Annotated in this window: 13 protein-coding genes, 1 tRNA gene and 1 pseudogene; 4 read left to right on the top strand and 11 right to left on the bottom strand. The window is 45.1% G+C overall.

Annotated features, from left to right (window positions below):
- Nucleotides 1–354 precede the first annotated feature (354 nt).
- Entirely contained in the window at nt 355–1,359 is a 1,005-nt protein-coding gene (locus QZ938_RS07100) for a glycosyltransferase family 2 protein (protein WP_293348377.1), read from the bottom strand.
- Between the two features lie 208 nt (nt 1,360–1,567).
- Nucleotides 1,568–2,326, bottom strand: coding sequence for a C40 family peptidase (locus QZ938_RS07105; RefSeq protein WP_293348204.1), 759 nt, complete (start codon nt 2,324–2,326; stop codon nt 1,568–1,570).
- A gap of 109 nt (nt 2,327–2,435) precedes the next feature.
- Here QZ938_RS07105 and QZ938_RS07110 point away from each other — a divergent pair, with 109 nt between their 5' ends.
- A complete protein-coding gene (locus tag QZ938_RS07110) occupies nt 2,436–3,374 on the top strand; it encodes a serine hydrolase (RefSeq protein ID WP_293156705.1) in 939 nt (312 codons plus the stop codon).
- Nucleotides 3,375–3,788: 414 nt separating this feature from the next.
- Here the strand turns inward: QZ938_RS07110 and QZ938_RS07115 are convergent.
- From QZ938_RS07115 to alr, 4 genes are all read right to left on the bottom strand, one after another.
- A tRNA-Ser gene (locus QZ938_RS07115) sits at nt 3,789–3,877 on the bottom strand.
- A gap of 288 nt (nt 3,878–4,165) precedes the next feature.
- The gene (locus QZ938_RS07120) at nt 4,166–5,293 is read right to left on the bottom strand and encodes a patatin-like phospholipase family protein (protein WP_293156684.1); all 1,128 of its coding nucleotides are present in this window, start codon (nt 5,291–5,293) and stop codon (nt 4,166–4,168) included.
- Nucleotides 5,294–5,442: 149 nt separating this feature from the next.
- Nucleotides 5,443–6,282: a mechanosensitive ion channel family protein gene (locus tag QZ938_RS07125; protein ID WP_293156687.1), complete on the bottom strand. Its 840-nt coding sequence runs from the start codon at nt 6,280–6,282 to the stop codon at nt 5,443–5,445.
- Nucleotides 6,283–6,362: 80 nt separating this feature from the next.
- Nucleotides 6,363–7,565 (bottom strand): alanine racemase, encoded by a 1,203-nt coding sequence (gene alr, locus QZ938_RS07130; protein WP_293156690.1) that lies wholly within the window; start codon nt 7,563–7,565, stop codon nt 6,363–6,365.
- A gap of 96 nt (nt 7,566–7,661) precedes the next feature.
- Between alr and QZ938_RS07135 the strand changes: the two genes are divergently transcribed.
- A complete protein-coding gene (locus tag QZ938_RS07135) occupies nt 7,662–9,404 on the top strand; it encodes a peptidoglycan-binding protein (protein ID WP_293348201.1) in 1,743 nt (580 codons plus the stop codon).
- A 466-nt stretch (nt 9,405–9,870) separates the two neighbouring features.
- Here the strand turns inward: QZ938_RS07135 and QZ938_RS07140 are convergent, their stop codons facing one another.
- The 3 genes and pseudogenes from QZ938_RS07140 to QZ938_RS07150 all read right to left on the bottom strand — a co-directional run.
- On the bottom strand, nt 9,871–10,887 hold the full coding sequence (locus QZ938_RS07140; RefSeq protein WP_293348198.1) for an S-layer homology domain-containing protein: 1,017 nt from the start codon (nt 10,885–10,887) through the stop codon (nt 9,871–9,873).
- A 79-nt stretch (nt 10,888–10,966) separates the two neighbouring features.
- On the bottom strand, nt 10,967–11,164 hold the full coding sequence (locus QZ938_RS07145; protein ID WP_363318773.1) for a DUF3370 family protein: 198 nt from the start codon (nt 11,162–11,164) through the stop codon (nt 10,967–10,969).
- Between the two features lie 53 nt (nt 11,165–11,217).
- Nucleotides 11,218–11,451, bottom strand: a pseudogene (locus QZ938_RS07150) (Uma2 family endonuclease); the annotation flags it as partial.
- Between the two features lie 105 nt (nt 11,452–11,556).
- Between QZ938_RS07150 and QZ938_RS07155 the strand changes: the two are divergent.
- Together QZ938_RS07155 and QZ938_RS07160 are read left to right on the top strand one after the other, a co-directional pair.
- Nucleotides 11,557–12,291: a hypothetical protein gene (locus QZ938_RS07155; protein WP_293348195.1), complete on the top strand. Its 735-nt coding sequence runs from the start codon at nt 11,557–11,559 to the stop codon at nt 12,289–12,291.
- Between the two features lie 14 nt (nt 12,292–12,305).
- Nucleotides 12,306–13,142 (top strand): DUF6602 domain-containing protein, encoded by an 837-nt coding sequence (locus QZ938_RS07160; protein WP_293348192.1) that lies wholly within the window; start codon nt 12,306–12,308, stop codon nt 13,140–13,142.
- A gap of 157 nt (nt 13,143–13,299) precedes the next feature.
- Here the strand turns inward: QZ938_RS07160 and QZ938_RS07165 are convergent, their stop codons facing one another.
- Complete coding sequence (locus QZ938_RS07165) at nt 13,300–14,193, bottom strand: hypothetical protein (RefSeq protein ID WP_293348189.1); 894 nt, start codon at nt 14,191–14,193, stop codon at nt 13,300–13,302.
- 320 nt (nt 14,194–14,513) lie between these two features.
- Complete coding sequence (locus QZ938_RS07170) at nt 14,514–15,119, bottom strand: DUF1517 domain-containing protein (protein ID WP_293156368.1); 606 nt, start codon at nt 15,117–15,119, stop codon at nt 14,514–14,516.
- Between the last annotated feature and the right edge of the window lie 366 nt (nt 15,120–15,485).

Consider the following 15,485-nt stretch of genomic DNA (forward strand, 5'->3'; position numbering starts at 1 on the left):
AATCGCCGAGTATAGTCAGAAAAGGGGTTTTAAAATTTCCGATTTCTTCAGTCCGCGCAGGCGGACTTTGTTTGTGTAGTAGCGATTTCAATCGCCGAGTATAATCGACACCAATTTCAATCGCCGAGTATAGTCAGAAAAGGGGTTTTAAAATTTCCGATTTCTTCAGTCCGCGCAGGCGGACTTTGTTTGTGTAGTAGCGATTTCAATCGCCGAGTATAATCGACACCAATTTCAATCGCCGAATATAGTCAGAAAAGGGGTTTTAAAATTTCCGATTTCTTCAGTCCGCGCAGGCGGACTTTGTTTGTGTAGTAGCGATTTCAATCGCCGAGTATAATCGACACCAATCTTTTATTTAGAACCAAACACCTCACGCACCCGATAAATCGGTTTTCCCTGAGACTCGTGATAAGTCCGCATCATGACTTCCGCCAACAAACCAAAACAAAATAACTGCACGCCCGTCAACAACAACACCACAGCCAAAATCAGCAAAGGACGATTGCCAATAATTTGACCGAAACCCAATTTGAGGACTGTCAAATAAATCCCTAAAACCGTTCCCAAAGCCATCGAACTCATGCCCAAAAGTCCAAAAACGTGCATCGGTCGAGTTAGGAACTTCTTCATAAAAGAAATAGTCAACAAATCCATCAATACCCGAAAAGTCCGCCAAATGCCATACTTGCTTTGACCGAAACGGCGCGCGTGATGTCGCACCGGAATCTCTGCAATTCTCGCCCCTTCAATAAATGCCAAAGCAGGCAAAAATCTGTGCAACTCCCCGTAAAGATTTAAGTCTGCAACTAACTCAGATTTATAAGCTTTCAAAGAACAGCCGTAGTCGTGCAAAGTTACGCCCGTAACGCGACCAATTAACCAGTTAGCAATTTTAGAAGGAATCAGGCGGCTAATAGTATTGTCCTGCCGATTTTTGCGCCAACCGCTAACTAAATCGTAGCCTTCATTTAACTTTTCCAGCAACACCGGAATATCAGCAGGGTCATTTTGCAAATCGCCGTCTAGGGTAACAATAGCACGGCCTGTCGAGCGATCGAAACCTGCCGACATGGCAGCAGTTTGCCCGTAATTGCGGCGCAAAAGCACAGCACAAAGGTCATCGCGACTACCGGCTAGCTGCTTGAGAAGGTCAGCAGAACCGTCTTTAGAACCGTCATCTACACAGATAATTTGATAGCTGAGTCCAGAGGGTTGAATCGCAGAGGCGATCGCCTCAATCAGATGAGGCAAACTTTCCACCTCATTATACACTGGCACCACGACCGAAACGTCGATCGCCACCTCAGTTGCAGCCTGCTGTTCGGCCAATTTTTCCAAAAATAATGCAGCGTCCATTGCTTTGTTAGATAACATCATTGGTCATTAATCATTGGTCATTAGTCATTGGTCATTGGTCATTAGTTATTAGTTATTAGTTTTTAGTTATTAGTTTTTAGTTATTAGTTATTAGTCAACGGTCATTGGTCAACTGTTAACTGTTAACTAAAATAGGGCGGGTACGGGGACACCGCCCCTACAACTGTCAACTGTCAACTGTCCACTGTCAACTGTCCACTGTCAACTGTCCACTAGGTTGATAACTTGCCACAACTTTACCATATCCGCGCAATTGCTGGTAATAAGCTCGACTGACTGCATCCCCATCATCCGACAAAACATTGATACCAATACCGTCGCGACCTTGTACTTTTCCAGAACTGTGAATGTAGCAATTATCTCCAAGGTACAATCCTACATGAGTTGCTTTTTCCGGCGTACCAAAAAATACTAAATCTCCCGGTTCTAAATCGCTAACACTAATAGATGTAGTAAAAGCTTCTTGCTGGTAAGCATCCCTCGGCAACCAGATACCCGCAGCCACAAAAGCAGCTTGCATCAATCCCGAACAATCATAATTTGGCCCGACTGTACCGCCCCAAAGGTAATAATTGGATTGCTGCATCGCCTCGCGAGTAAAGGTAATTGCGATCGACAATTTATCCCTAATTTGAGCCTCAGAAAGCACCAGAGGATGATACACTGTTTCTGTGACTTCGAGCAACTCAATATCTCGAAGATCCAGCCATCCCGGATAATCGTCTTCGCACAGCCGCACCATCACAGCCGTTGTATCCCCCTGCACAAGGGAATCTATGCCATCTCTCCCACCCTTAACAAGGGGGGGCTGGGGGGGGTCAAAAAGGAGCAAATGTCGCCCCAAGGCTGCTTGAGTGGCCAAACGATCGCACTTTGGGGAATCGTAAATATTTATGTGCGATCGCGCTCGATACTCCACACCATCAGATAATTGATAATTGACCATTGCTAATTGCTAATTGCTAATTATTTGCTATTAATTGTTCGCACTTAACGATTTATTGCCATTAGCCAACCGCCAACCGCCGTTAATCGTCAGCAGTCAACCATTAACCATGACATTTTTCCACAAAGACGAACAATTAGAAACCCTCGGCAGTAGCATTATAGATGCAGTCCAGGCAGAATTTACAGGATTGAAGGGCGATCGTACAGCAGTAACCTGGATCGTCTACGATCCGCCAGTGCGAGTCAACACAGGTGGCGCCCTAAGTCCACAAGAATTTTGGAAATATCAACCGCGAGGTTTTAGCGCCAGGGCTTCCGAACGAATTTATCCCGCCAGCATCGTCAAACTATTCTACCTTGTTGCCATCTGGGAATGGACACAAAAAGGCATGATTCAAACATCGCCAGAATTAGAACGCGCCGTCCGAGATATGATAGTTGACTCCAGCAACGACGCCACCAGCTTAGTAGTAGACGCCCTCACGGGCACCACCAGCGGCCCCGAATTATCACCAGGCCCCTTTGAAACTTGGAAACAGCAGCGAAACCTCATCAACCGTTACTTTCAATCATTAGATTGGCCGGAATTACAAAACATTAACGCCAATCAAAAAACCTGGTGCGACGGCCCCTACGGTCGCGAGCGAGCATTTGTGGGAGAATTAATGGAAAATAGGAATATGCTGACTACAAATGCAGCGGCGCGTTTGCTGCATACTATCATCGGTGGCGTAGCTGTTTCTGCACAAGCATCGCAAGACATGATGGGTTTAATGAAACGCAGTTTAGAACCAGCAGCATTAGAAGCAGATCCCGAAAATCAAGTTACAGGTTTTTTAGGTGGCGGATTACCAGAAAATACAAAATTGTGGTCAAAAGCGGGGTTGACAAGTCAAGTTCGTCATGATGCTGCTTATATTGAAATACTTGGTTTGCGGCCGTATTTGTTAGTTGTCTTTACCGAGGGGAAAGAGAATAGCAAAAATGAAGAGATTTTGCCTTTTATCTCGCGGCAGTTTGTGGAAGCAATGAAGGCACTTGATTAGATTTGGTAGCTGATGATTGCTGCTAAATTAATTCAAATACAGTATCTATTCGGATAGGGAAATGGTAATTTTGTTTTCGTTGGTTTAAGGTCAGCTCGCGCTTGGGGCAAGGTACGTAGTTGCGCTTGAGCGCTCTTTCCTAATCTTATAAAGAGCGCTGGGCATTACTTAATCAGGGTAGGAAAATGGATAACTTGAAAATTCAGCTATATTGACTCACTGGTTTGTTTTATTTTTTCACCTTGATTCCTTTTGATTCATTTATACCTTAAATTCGCAATCCCGGAGCGCTGAAGCGCAACTACGTACCTTTTTTTCTCTGCTTTATACCGCAAATTAGCAATGCCGGAGCGCTGAAGCGCAACTACGTACCTTTTTTACGTTGAGTCGTTCCTAGGGAACGAGCTTTTAGAACGGAGAGGGAGGGATTTGAACCCTCGAAGGATGTTAACACCCTTAACAGATTAGCAATCTGCCGCTTTCGACCACTCAGCCACCTCTCCAAGATGACGGTAACTAATAATAGCACACACATCCTCGTCTTGCCAACCCCTAAACCAAAAATTCCTGAATCACTCTCGCTGTATACGTTTGATCGAAAAAGGAAAAATTCTCCCAATCTCCCGGGTGCATCTGGTTTTTGAAGAGGACGAAGCATGACCGCATATAAGTTATTAGTTATAATCCCATATTGATTGCGGTCATGCTTCGCCCCTACGGATATATTTGCCTTGCGCCAGATGCACCCAATCTCCCCCTCTCCCCCTCTCCCAATCTCCTCTCCCGATCGCCTATTCCCCAAAGCCCCTGGCCTTCAAGTGCTTTTCCCAGCTAAAATTGGAACTCAAAAAGAACCTCTTAGTAGACAAATACCCCAATCGATATAGCTTAGCCTTGCGATCGCCATCAAGTTGAAAATCCGTCGTCGTCACGCCAGCTTCACTCACATCTATATTAATTACCCTGCCTTTATCCATTTCCCGCTGGTGATAGCGGTCTCTTGCTTTCATCATCGTTCGGAACATCGCCGCCAGCATTGACAGCGGAGTGTTAATTTTAACTTGACTCTCAATGCCAGTATCGACCAATCGAAACCCAAAGGTAAACCAGCGGGGCATAACGGGAGTTGAACCGACAGATTGTTTGTCATAAATCCATAGCGGGAAATTGCTCAGAATTCCGCCATCGACAATTAAGTCGTCACCCAGTTTTCCTGGCTCAAAAAATAGCGGAATGCTCATCGACAATCGCACTGCTTCAGCTACGCTAAAATCTTCGGGATTTTGGAGGCGCAACTGTTGGTACAAGGCATCGGAATCGGCAGAGTCTTGACGCCGCAAGTCGTCGGGCAGTACCAACATTTCACCGCGACTTAGGTTTGAGATTACTACTTTTAATTCCCGCTCTTTTAGCTGTTTTTTGACATCAGCAAAAGTGTGCAAGTGACCTTTGCTAAGTGTTGCTTCCAACCACTGCCGGAAAGGTTGTGCTGAATATTCTCCCATCTGGCGGCTAATTGTGAGGAAAAGTAGCGTCCAAGCTGGAGATTGCAAGTCGTCGGCGGGGTCGCCGTTTAAAATTAGAGGACTGTTTTTTTGAGTTAAAAATAGGCTGTAATCAAGCTGTCCTAACAACTCCTCCAAGTCGTCCATTGACAAGTCTGTTGCCAATACTGCGGCAGTAATTGCACCCGCAGAAGTACCGGCCAATTTTCGCCAGCGGATGCCCAAATCGTGGCAGCATCTGAGTGCGCCTAAAAATGCAAGTCCGCGCACGCCACCGCCTTCAAAAATGGCGTCGGCATAGATTTGATTTTGTTCGTCGGGAGGCGGAAATTTTTTGATAATTGTTTCTTTCTCGGTGGCGGACATCCTGACACCGGGTTCTTGCAAAATTTGTTGGGGAGACCAATTACTCATTTTAGATTTGGGATTTGGGATTTGGGATTTGGGATTTATAGAGAAGATACCAGTTTAATCGGGTACATATCAGAAACCTGGAAGTGCCAGCATGGAGCAGTACCATACTAAAATTGTTTTTTGTACTGCGTTTGTTTGAAAAGTGTTATTTATTGTTGTTGATTTTTGTGGGCATTCATGGCTTCTTTGACGTGTTCTTGAATTTGCGATCGCACTTGTTCGTAGGCCACCGACGCGCACCAGGGTCGCAGAGATAGAATAGTTGTATCAGGAGAGATCTCGATTACCAAACAAGTTGGGGGCGGATTTTCCAACACCAGCGGGTGAGAGTGGGCAATTTCTAATAACTCAGCCATCATCGGACGGATCTGCCGATCGCCAATATCAATTTTTAAGTCTACTCGCCTCGTACCCATCGCTGTGGTATTTTTCAGTGTACCGTTAAATAAATTATTATTCGGAACAATAATTTTTACGCGATCGTCCGTCACGACGGTTGTTGAAAAAATCCCGATGCTATCGACAACTCCCTTGACATCCGTAGCTTCGATCGTATCTCCGACTTCAAAGGGCCGCAAGCTAATCAACATAACCCCAGCAGCAAAGTGCGATAGAGTATTTTGCCACGCCAAACCAATCGCCAAACCCGCCGCGCCGACTACCGCCACCACGCTAGTAGTTTGAATTCCCAACTGACTCAAAGCCGCGACTGCGCCGACAACCAAAATCGCAATTTCGGCAGCTTGAACTAAGAATTTCCGCAGCGTGGGCTCGGTGCGGCCCAGAGCTCGACGAGTCACGTTACCCGCCAACCCGATCGCAAATCGCGTAATTAACAAAATGCCGATCGCCCACAGCACTTGAGGTACAATTTGAAAACCCAATTCTACGAATTTTCTAGAGAATTCTTGAGCTACTTGCATCGCCTGTATTCTCTCTGCATCTAGCTGGGCGGTGAAGGTTTGAACTGGCGGTAAAAATGTCTTCATAACTGTATAAACTAAGAGGGCTGAAGCCCAACAACATACCTCATCTTTCTGATAACCGCTATAAAGTCATCTAAAAACAGTTAACAGTTTACTGTAACGCGGGGCAATCGGTGTTTAAAACCGCACAAAATTTCCCAGGAAATAGTCCCTAAGATTTCTGCCCAATCGTCAGCAGTAATTTTATTTTCTCCATCATTCCCCAACAACGTCACCACTTCACCGACTTCTAAATCGGGAATATCAGTCACATCCAGCATTAATTGATCCATCGTCACGGCCCCGACTTGCGGCACAAATTTACCCCTAACTAAAACCTGCATTTTAGTAGAAAGATTGCGCGGAATCCCGTCTGCATAACCAATACCAACTACGGCAATCTGTGTCTCGCGCCCAGCAATAAATTTATAGCCATAACTGACGCCGGTGCCTGCTGCAATTGTTTTCACCTGCGTTACTCGGGCTTTGACCTGCATTGCGGGCTGCAAAGAAGCGATCGCCTGCAAGTGAGGAGCAGGATAAAGACCGTAGGTAGCCAAACCCGCTCGTACTAAATCGTAGTGCAAATCGGGGTCTGTGAGGGCGGCAGCAGAGTTTGCCAAGTGCAGGCGACAGGGGTTAATTCCTGCTGCTTGGATTTGGGCGATCGCCTTTTTGAACCGTTGCTGTTGCTCTCTCATCACGGCGGGATCGGGACTGTCGGCTGTCGCCAAGTGAGAGTAAATGCTGGCTAATTTTAAATTTGGCAAACCATTGACTAATTGCACAAATTCTGTTGCCTCTTGCCAAGAAGTACCCAAGCGAGACATCCCCGTATCTAACTTAGCGTGAACGGGCAAAGATTGGTTGAGACTGACGAGAACTTCCGAAAAAATTAGGGCTTGTTTGGCAGTACAAATAGTGGGTTGCAAGTGCCATTGGGCGATCGCCTTTACCTGTGCTGGTGTATTGGTTGCCCCCAACAGCAAAATCGGTGCTTCTATCCCAGCTTCCCGCAACTCTATGCCTTCGGGAATTGTCGCGACTCCCAGCCAACTAGCACCTGCTTGCAATGCGGTTTTACTGACTGCGATCGCACCGTGCCCGTAAGCATCCGCTTTCACAACTGCCATCAGTTCTGTGTTGGGAGACAATAGATCCTTAAGCTGTTTTACATTGTGAGTTAAAGCTGCTAAATCTATTTCTACCCAAGCCCGCTGGCAAAGTCCGCCGTCACCGTCCCACAGCACCGTCTGGCGGGATTTTTGGGTTGTCGATCCTGCGGCCGTTTGTTCCTCACTCAACATTGTCGATCGCTCCTACTTGCTGGCACCATTAAAAACTGCTGGGAGATTGCACTCTCGGTGCAATTATAATTAAATTTTTGTTTTAATCAATGTGTTATGCCGGTTAACAAAAATCCTGCAACACTAGACCCGAGCCAAACCGTTATATCATCAGTGGTTGCCAAATCTCAAATCCAAAATCTCAAATCTAACATCTCAAATGGTATTAGCTGGTGTATCATAGCATCAAAAATACCCGTAAAAACTATGGACGGATTGGCTTACCTGCATTTAGCTGAAACTTGGGAAACGCCCCCAGCTCAAACTCGATCGCCCAACTCGAAAACGCACCTAAATTTAGCTGCAACTCCTTTACTCTTCTTTACAACCTCTCTGGCAATTTTAAATTTAGTCTATCCCGCCCTCACCATCACAATCACAAAAGGCGATTCAGGCCCGGAAGTTGTCGAAGTACAGAAAACTCTGCAAGCCTCAGGACATTTTGGCGGTAGGGCTACAGGATTTTTCGGTTCCGTAACCCAGGCTGCGGTGAAAAAGTTCCAAGCAGACAACAACCTGAAAGTTGACGGAATAGTCGGCCCTCAAACCTTGTCAGCGATCAAAGGCAAGTCGCCAGCCGCCAGCGCTGACAAGGAACCTGCGGAAAAAACAGCATCAAAGGTCGATCGACCTTCGCCATCTCCTACCGCCACAGAAAACAGCAACCAACTCCAAGATACAACTAAAAATCAACCAGAACAACCTCTTTTTCAAGAACCATTTTTACCACCATTTAAAACAGAAACTGCTGCGCCAAGTTCCGACAAAAAAGAAAATGAATTACCCGGCAAAAGGCTTGCAAACACCGAAGGAAAAATGACTTTGAAAAAAACTATTTACGGCAAAATATCGCCGAAATCAATAGTTTATTCGGGATCGGGTTTATTTTTTGCTCAAAACATGATGTACAGCCACAGCATAACAGTTTACAATAGGAAATTTAAATTAGTCAAGACTATTTCCGATACAGTAAACTTGTCAAAATTTGGCTTTTCTAAATTCAAAGGCAATTACAAAGGTTCTCCCGTAGAAGCTGCCTTTTCAACAGATGGTAAATATGGCTATGTATCGAACTATCAAATGTACGGTTCTGGGTTTGACAATCCCGGGAGCGACAGGTGTTCTCCATCAGCCAAACACGACCAAAGTTTCCTGTACCGCATCAACACCCAAACGTTGAAAATAGAAAAGATAATTCCTGTAGGTGCGGTTCCGAAATTTAATGCTGTTTCACCTGACAATCGCTTCGTACTCGCGAGCAATTGGTGTACTTGGGATTTGAGCGTAGTTGATATCAATAAAAACCGCGAAGTCGAGCGGGTAAAACTGGGTGCATATCCTCGGGGTATTGTGGTTACTCCCGATTCAAGAAATGCCTATATTGCCGTCATGGGTTCTTCGGATATTGCAAAAGTCAATCTCCTAGACTTTTCGGTAGAATGGTTGAAAAATATTGGTAATGCGCCGCGTCATTTGACGATAGATCCCAATGGCAAGTATATGTATGCCACTTTGAACGGTGAAGGGAATGTGGCAAAGATCGATCTGGCAACTGGTGAAGTGATAGATAAGGTTTCGACTGGAAATGCACCTCGCAGCATGACAATTTCTGGTGACGGCAAACTGATTTATGTAGTTAACTATTCATCGAATACTGTTAGCAAGGTGAGGACTAGCGACCTTAAAGTGCTGCAAACAGTTAATGTTAATTCAAGTCCGATCGGGATTACTTACGATCCGGAAACTAATCAGGTTTGGGTGGCTTGTTATTCTGGCAGCATTATGGTGTTTCAAGATTAATCTACCAGGTTCGTAGTGAGGACTTCAGTCCGCAGAAAATCTGGAAAAAGGACTAAAGTCCTTACGACAAACCAGGTTCGTAGTGAGGACTTCAGTCCGCAGAAAATCTGGAAAAAGGACTTGCATTCCCTACGACAAACCAGGTTCGTAGTGAGGACTTCAGTCCGCAGAAAATCTGAAAAAAGGACTTGCATTCCCTACTACAAACCGGGAGCATCTCATTTTTGTAAAAAGCATTTTTTCTTTGAGTGCGAGCACCTCAAGAGCTCGCGTATTGTACAATACGCGAGCTCTTGAGGTGCTCGCACTATAAATACAAAACTGAGATGCTCCCCTATAAACTAGGTTCGTAGTGAGGACTTCAGTCCTCAGGAAATACAAAAAAAAGGACTGAAGTCCTTACTACAAACAATAACGATTAAATCTGATTTTGGGGCGTGGGTTCGACTGCACCCCAAAAATCTTATTATTTGGATGGCTTTACAGGCTTAAGAACATAGTCAGAAGGCTTAACAGGAACCTTACCTTGTTTCGCCATCGCTTCGTAAATCATAGCTGCTACTTCCGCGCGAGTTGCTATTTTATTAGGCTGCAAAAGAGTGGGTTTCGGATGATTGACAACAATGCCAGCTTCCGTGGCTGCTGCTACTTTGTTGACTGCCCATTTCGGCACTTTTTTCCTGTCTGTATAAACTTGTAATGTTCTACTGGCTTTCGCTGACGGTTTCAGGTTTAAACCGCTAGCTAAAGCTGCGATGACTTCCACGCGCGGGACTTCTTTATCGGGACGGAAGGCATTGTCTGGGTATCCTTTAAGATATCCAGTTTTGACGCTGTGGTCGATCGCCCCAGCGATCGGACTGTTATTCTTCACGTCTTTAAAATTAATCGGTTTGCGGCGCGGTTCTTTGTCCGACATTCCCTGAATTAAGCGCGCTAGTTCCGATCGCGTAATCGGTTCGTCTGGCCGAAACTTGTTGTCCGTGAAATCAGCAAAAAATTGCCGATCGGCTAAAGCTACAATGAATGGACGCGCCCAATATTTGTCAGGAACATCGGAGAATTTAACGGGCCCGGCTTTTGGTTTAGCCGCTTTCGGTTTGGTAATGACTGGAGGGACAGCCTCGCGCTCACTTGGCGTTTCGGGAACAACAACCGTCCCCATAGGAGGAACTACTGGAAAAAGTGGCCCTATAGGTGCCACAGGGACGACATCAGGTTGCGAGGGAAGGATCGTTCTAGCGGGCGATCGCACTTCGGGACTCGCCGCCGGTGGTGTTAATATTGTAGAGTTCCCAGGCTCAGCAGCAGGTTGAGAAAAAACGGCTGGAAATTGCCAACTTCTGGCATTCAATCGATCGGGATTTCTGCCTGTTACCCAAAAGAAAATTGCTCCCATCGTGCCGAAAGCAACCAAGATCGCAATTAATTCATCAAATCCTAAAGGTTTTCTTTTCCCTGACGGGGGTTGTGAAGAAGACATACTTGTCACCTACATATCAATGAAGCAATTAAATCACATATTTTTTGAGTCTGCCGGAGGCAGAGATCGCTCCCATCAACTATTCCAAAGTTTTCACCGTCAACACCTGCGGCGGCGTAGCATCGGGAGGATAGATAAAATTAATTTGGATCGATCGCCTTTCACCCGCTGCTAACTTCAACTTTACCATCGGTTCCACAACTTGACCGACGCGCTGCCACAAATGCACGTAACGAGTCGTAGCTCCATTGCGATCGTCTTGGTAGCGCAATCGCACAGTACCTCGAAAATAAGGAAAATCCAGCGACGGTTTGCGAAAGCGCAAGCCGTTTCGGCTCCCTTTTCTGGAGGGTCAGTTTCGCGCCAGTAAATACCGCTATCTTGCCCGATCGCATATTGTCCGTCGGGGTGGAGGGTTTGCAGTGTAGTTTCCAGGGAGTCGGTGAGTAGGATACTCTGGGGATGTTCTTGGAAGTTTTTCGCACAATTGCCGTCGGAGTCAGGTAGTTGGGTGCGATCGGGAAAGGCGGGTGGTAATGTTGTGGGGTTGAGGCTTTGGGTCATGTCAGCTATCCGGTGGTGAAAGGACAGATGCTTTATTAATTAGAGGATAGCGATCGCCGATTGGGAGGCTTTATACTGTTTTATACGTTTTATGAGGATAGATCGATGAGTGGGAAACGTTGGATTCAATACTTCACATCCGTCAGAACTGAAATTAATTTTCTCCTTGGAGCTTGCCTCACTACTGTTATTGCGATCGATTTTATTTTCTCAAATGTTCCTGAACTGTTTCAAGGCGGAGCTAAACTCGGAGCAATCGTTGATAGACTGTGCTTGTCTTATATATCAAGCTACATATTCTTTTTCCTTGTTGTTCATATAAAAAGTCAAAAAGACAAAGAGAATCTGTATCCATATATAGCCAAGAAAACCTATCGAGTTATTGGCGATGCAAAGAGTGTAATTGAACACTTTAAACAACAAACTAGCTGCCAATTAGAAGAAAAGTATCCTACCTTATCTGAAGTAGAAGAAATGTGTCGTTCTATCGATCCACATGGTCAAGCACCTCTAATTATTCCACATTTAGGAAACTATGCTACTTGGATTCAATATTTGAACTGTTCCAGAAGACGAACTGAGGAAAGCATCTCAAAAATTTACCTAAAAATGCAGTTTTTGGATTCTGAATACTTGGGATTAGTCGTTAACATTCAAGATTGTAATCTTTTTTGGATAATTAACGATTTGAGTGGTATGACATTCCCAATAACTAACACTGATTTATCATTTATTGCAAAGGAACTACATCAGTATTTCGAGTATGTAAAGATTTTAGAGGAGTATGCAGATCGCAAACTCAAAGATTATAAGGATTCATGGTATACTCAGAACAGTTAAGAATCCAGTTTCATATGAAGAAATTAAACCTTGCAAAATTGCTATCACTAGCTGGGGATCGCATGAGCAGAGATCTCAAGGAACAGTTAATATCTCATCCAGGGGAATTAGGGACTGAAAGGGAAGAGGTTTTACGCAGTTTTCTTCGGTTACACTTGCCCAAGCGTTTTGAGGTTTCAACAGGATTTATTTTTGATTCAGCAGGCAACTTGAGTAAGCAGCTAGATATAATTGTTGCCGATTCCCTTATTTGTCCACGTTTTGAAACAGCAGGTGGTAAACGTATTTATCCTTGTGAATGTGTTGTAGCAGTTGGACAAGTTCGCTCCTCCATCACATCAGTATCAGCACTAAATGAAGCATTGCTCAATCTACACTCTGCCAAAGATTTAGATCGCTCTGCAAAAGGCAGTGCTATTGATAAGAAATACGATGAATGGATCGACAATAGAGAAAATTATTTACACCAAATCTTCACATTTGTTTTTGTTACAGGTAAATCGCTTTCGCTAAATTCAATAAAACCTGAAATGCTCAATTATATTAGTTCCTATGAACCACACCTGTGGACTAATGTAATTTTTGCACTAGATCAATATCTTGTTACATTTTGTTGTGAGGATGGTGTATGCCCTAATCCAATGCACGCTCGTGGTATCTCATTCCAAAGTGCCTCTAGTAGACAAGATATTCTCCTGCGTTTTTATAAGCTACTGGGTAGAGCAATTGAAGTAACAAGAGTGAGTGGACTTCCTTACTGGCAATATCTAGAGGGTGTGGGAGAGGATTGGGATGTTGATGTTTGGCATTCTATGGCTGAGTATCCACCCCCGTTATTGCGCGATCTGTAATTCTAATTCTCGATCAATTGTCTGCTTTAAAGCAGTTTTAAACGCGGTATATTTGACCCTCTAAATAACTCGATCGACCTAGGTAGTTGTAGGGTGCGTCAATTTGACAAACTTCCCACTCAGGCGCAGATATTTGAGGGCGACGCACCATAGATTCTTAGCGCCTTCTGCCACTTCCGAAAGAACGATTGCGACTGGGTTGGCGAGAACTCCTCCCGCTACCAAAACTTGGCTGTCGCTTGTATTGATTTGGACGCGACTGTGGCGATCGCCTCAAATCGCTGCCGCCGTAACCCGAACCGGTCGATCGATTGGCTCCTGGCTGTGCTGGGCGTCTTACTGGCACGTTCGATGTGGGCGATCGCAAGCGGCCGGTCGTCCTTAAAACTTGACGGTTTCTCACAGCCGGAGGCGGGGCTTGGTAGCGAGTTTGATACTGCTGGACAGCTTGGCCGTAAGTATTCCCATACCCGCCATATCCGGTCATAATTCCCGGCTGATACAGAGGCGGCATATAATATCGCGGGCTAAATAACAAACTGCCGATCGCCTGACCCGCCAAAGCCCCAGCAAACGGTGCCCAGAAGCCTGATTGTTGTCTCACTACCACTGTTTGCGGCTGACCGGTTTGAGGATTATTCACAGTTTCAGTCACGTTGTGAACGTACTCAATTTTAAAATCTTCTGTCAAATGCAAGCTCGCTTTATTGTTATCCAAATTTAGATAACTTTTCTTCCCTGCCGATATTTCTTCGGCCGTCAAGCGAGCCATTTGCAAATCGGTAGTGCGGTAAACCGGGGTACTGCCGGGGGGAGTATTTAGCAACATCAAATTGTATTCGCCGTCACTATCGTCGTAGGTAGCTTGTTGTACGGCATATTGACCTTGAGCCAAGTTATTGCTCGGTGCCTGACGCGGTGTATTCACACTCCGATTTGCCGGAGGATTTGGTGCCGGATTTACAGGAGTTTCTGTGCGAGGAGAACCGCACGCAGTTGCAGTCCACAAGAATGTTAAAGCCATTAAATAAATTGTCAGTTTTCGCAGCATGATAATAATTAGTCATGGGGCATTGGGAATGGGGCATTGGGCATTGGTAATTAGTCATCAATACGCTTGGTTTAACACTGTTTTTTGTCATTGCTACGAACGAATTAATTGCAGTCGGGAATATCTCTTTCCCAAACACCCGATCGCACTTTGGACTAGACTAAACTCTTGATTGATTCCTAAGAAGAGGACTGAAGTCCTTACTACAAACCTTGTTTATTTTTACTCTTTTATTTTAGCGCGCGTCGGTCACAATTATTTGTGAGGATAGCGAATTGTGTTCGCGGGTTGCCAATTCAATTTTTTGATTTTTCTCATTGTTAAAGGGGAATGAGTTCTGGGAAATTGACCAAAACTTGGTCGTTGGTAAGTTCGTCTCCCAACTGTGCGGGAGAAAAGTGAACTTGCACCGCTCGCAGCCTTTCTTGGTAATGTAAATTAATCAGTGCTTTTAAACCGACTTTCAGGGCCTCGATCTCAGCGAGGTCAGTTTCTAGAGCCGGAACTTCACCTTCATAGGCGACTGTCAACATTACCACCACATTTCTAGTTACTGGTAAAGACAAGGGGGAATTTTTATCGGAAACAGATGTGCTGTATTGAGGCTCGCTGAGATAGCGATCGGCTGAATCAGTAAAAAGTTCATCCACATAATCGCCTGTTTCGCCTTCATCCCAAAAAACATCGCCTTCATTAGCGGCTGCTCGCCAGTAGTTGTCATACTGCAACAGGTGATTGCAAATTTCAACCAGCCCTTCTCCTAACACTGCTACATCGCCATCGGCATCAATTGCTTCTCTGGCGGTGCGGTTGAGAATTCCTAACAGCGGTGCAACTTCTTCGCCTGTTAGCTGAAGGAAGATGCGACAAACTGCAAATCGAGTTTTACCCGTAAATTGATTGAATCGATCGCGCCAAGCATTCATAATAACCTATAGTTTGTCATCTGTAGGGCTATATTTCCAACGATAGCAGGCGATTTGAACTCTTGCCGTCTAACCTCAGATTGAGATCGAGGGCATTTTGAGCGATCGCCCCTGCCTACAGTCTCGCTTTGACTCAGGTAAACTTCAAGTATCGGCAAGATACTCCAATTGCCAGCATTCGCCTTCCAATCTCGAAATTATCTGCGTTAATCAGCTTTCATCTGCGGTTTTCTTCTAGCATCAAAGATTTACGCAATTCAAGTCTATTGAGTTAGTTGCTTCCACAAATAACTGACGCAGCAACCGGATTCCAACGATGAAAAGATCCAGGTTGCAGGTTATTGCGCCCGATCGCGATTCGGCGTA

Source organism: Microcoleus sp. CAWBG27 (assembly GCF_020883145.1).
Classification (GTDB): Bacteria; Cyanobacteriota; Cyanobacteriia; order Cyanobacteriales; family Microcoleaceae; genus Microcoleus.

Excerpts from the sequence above, each read along its gene's own strand:
- QZ938_RS07160 (WP_293348192.1), top strand. The coding sequence starts at position 12,306 with ATGAAGAAATTAAACCTTGCAAAATTGCTATCACTAGCTGGGGATCGC.
- QZ938_RS07170 (WP_293156368.1), bottom strand. The coding sequence starts at position 15,119 with ATGAATGCTTGGCGCGATCGATTCAATCAATTTACGGGTAAAACTCGA.
- alr (WP_293156690.1), bottom strand. The coding sequence starts at position 7,565 with ATGTTGAGTGAGGAACAAACGGCCGCAGGATCGACAACCCAAAAATCC.
- QZ938_RS07140 (WP_293348198.1), bottom strand. The coding sequence starts at position 10,887 with ATGTCTTCTTCACAACCCCCGTCAGGGAAAAGAAAACCTTTAGGATTT.
- QZ938_RS07135 (WP_293348201.1), top strand. The coding sequence starts at position 7,662 with ATGCCGGTTAACAAAAATCCTGCAACACTAGACCCGAGCCAAACCGTT.
- QZ938_RS07110 (WP_293156705.1), top strand. The coding sequence starts at position 2,436 with ATGACATTTTTCCACAAAGACGAACAATTAGAAACCCTCGGCAGTAGC.
- QZ938_RS07120 (WP_293156684.1), bottom strand. The coding sequence starts at position 5,293 with ATGAGTAATTGGTCTCCCCAACAAATTTTGCAAGAACCCGGTGTCAGG.
- QZ938_RS07105 (WP_293348204.1), bottom strand. The coding sequence starts at position 2,326 with ATGGTCAATTATCAATTATCTGATGGTGTGGAGTATCGAGCGCGATCG.
- QZ938_RS07125 (WP_293156687.1), bottom strand. The coding sequence starts at position 6,282 with ATGAAGACATTTTTACCGCCAGTTCAAACCTTCACCGCCCAGCTAGAT.
- QZ938_RS07165 (WP_293348189.1), bottom strand. The coding sequence starts at position 14,193 with ATGCTGCGAAAACTGACAATTTATTTAATGGCTTTAACATTCTTGTGG.
- QZ938_RS07155 (WP_293348195.1), top strand. The coding sequence starts at position 11,557 with ATGAGTGGGAAACGTTGGATTCAATACTTCACATCCGTCAGAACTGAA.
- QZ938_RS07100 (WP_293348377.1), bottom strand. The coding sequence starts at position 1,359 with ATGGACGCTGCATTATTTTTGGAAAAATTGGCCGAACAGCAGGCTGCA.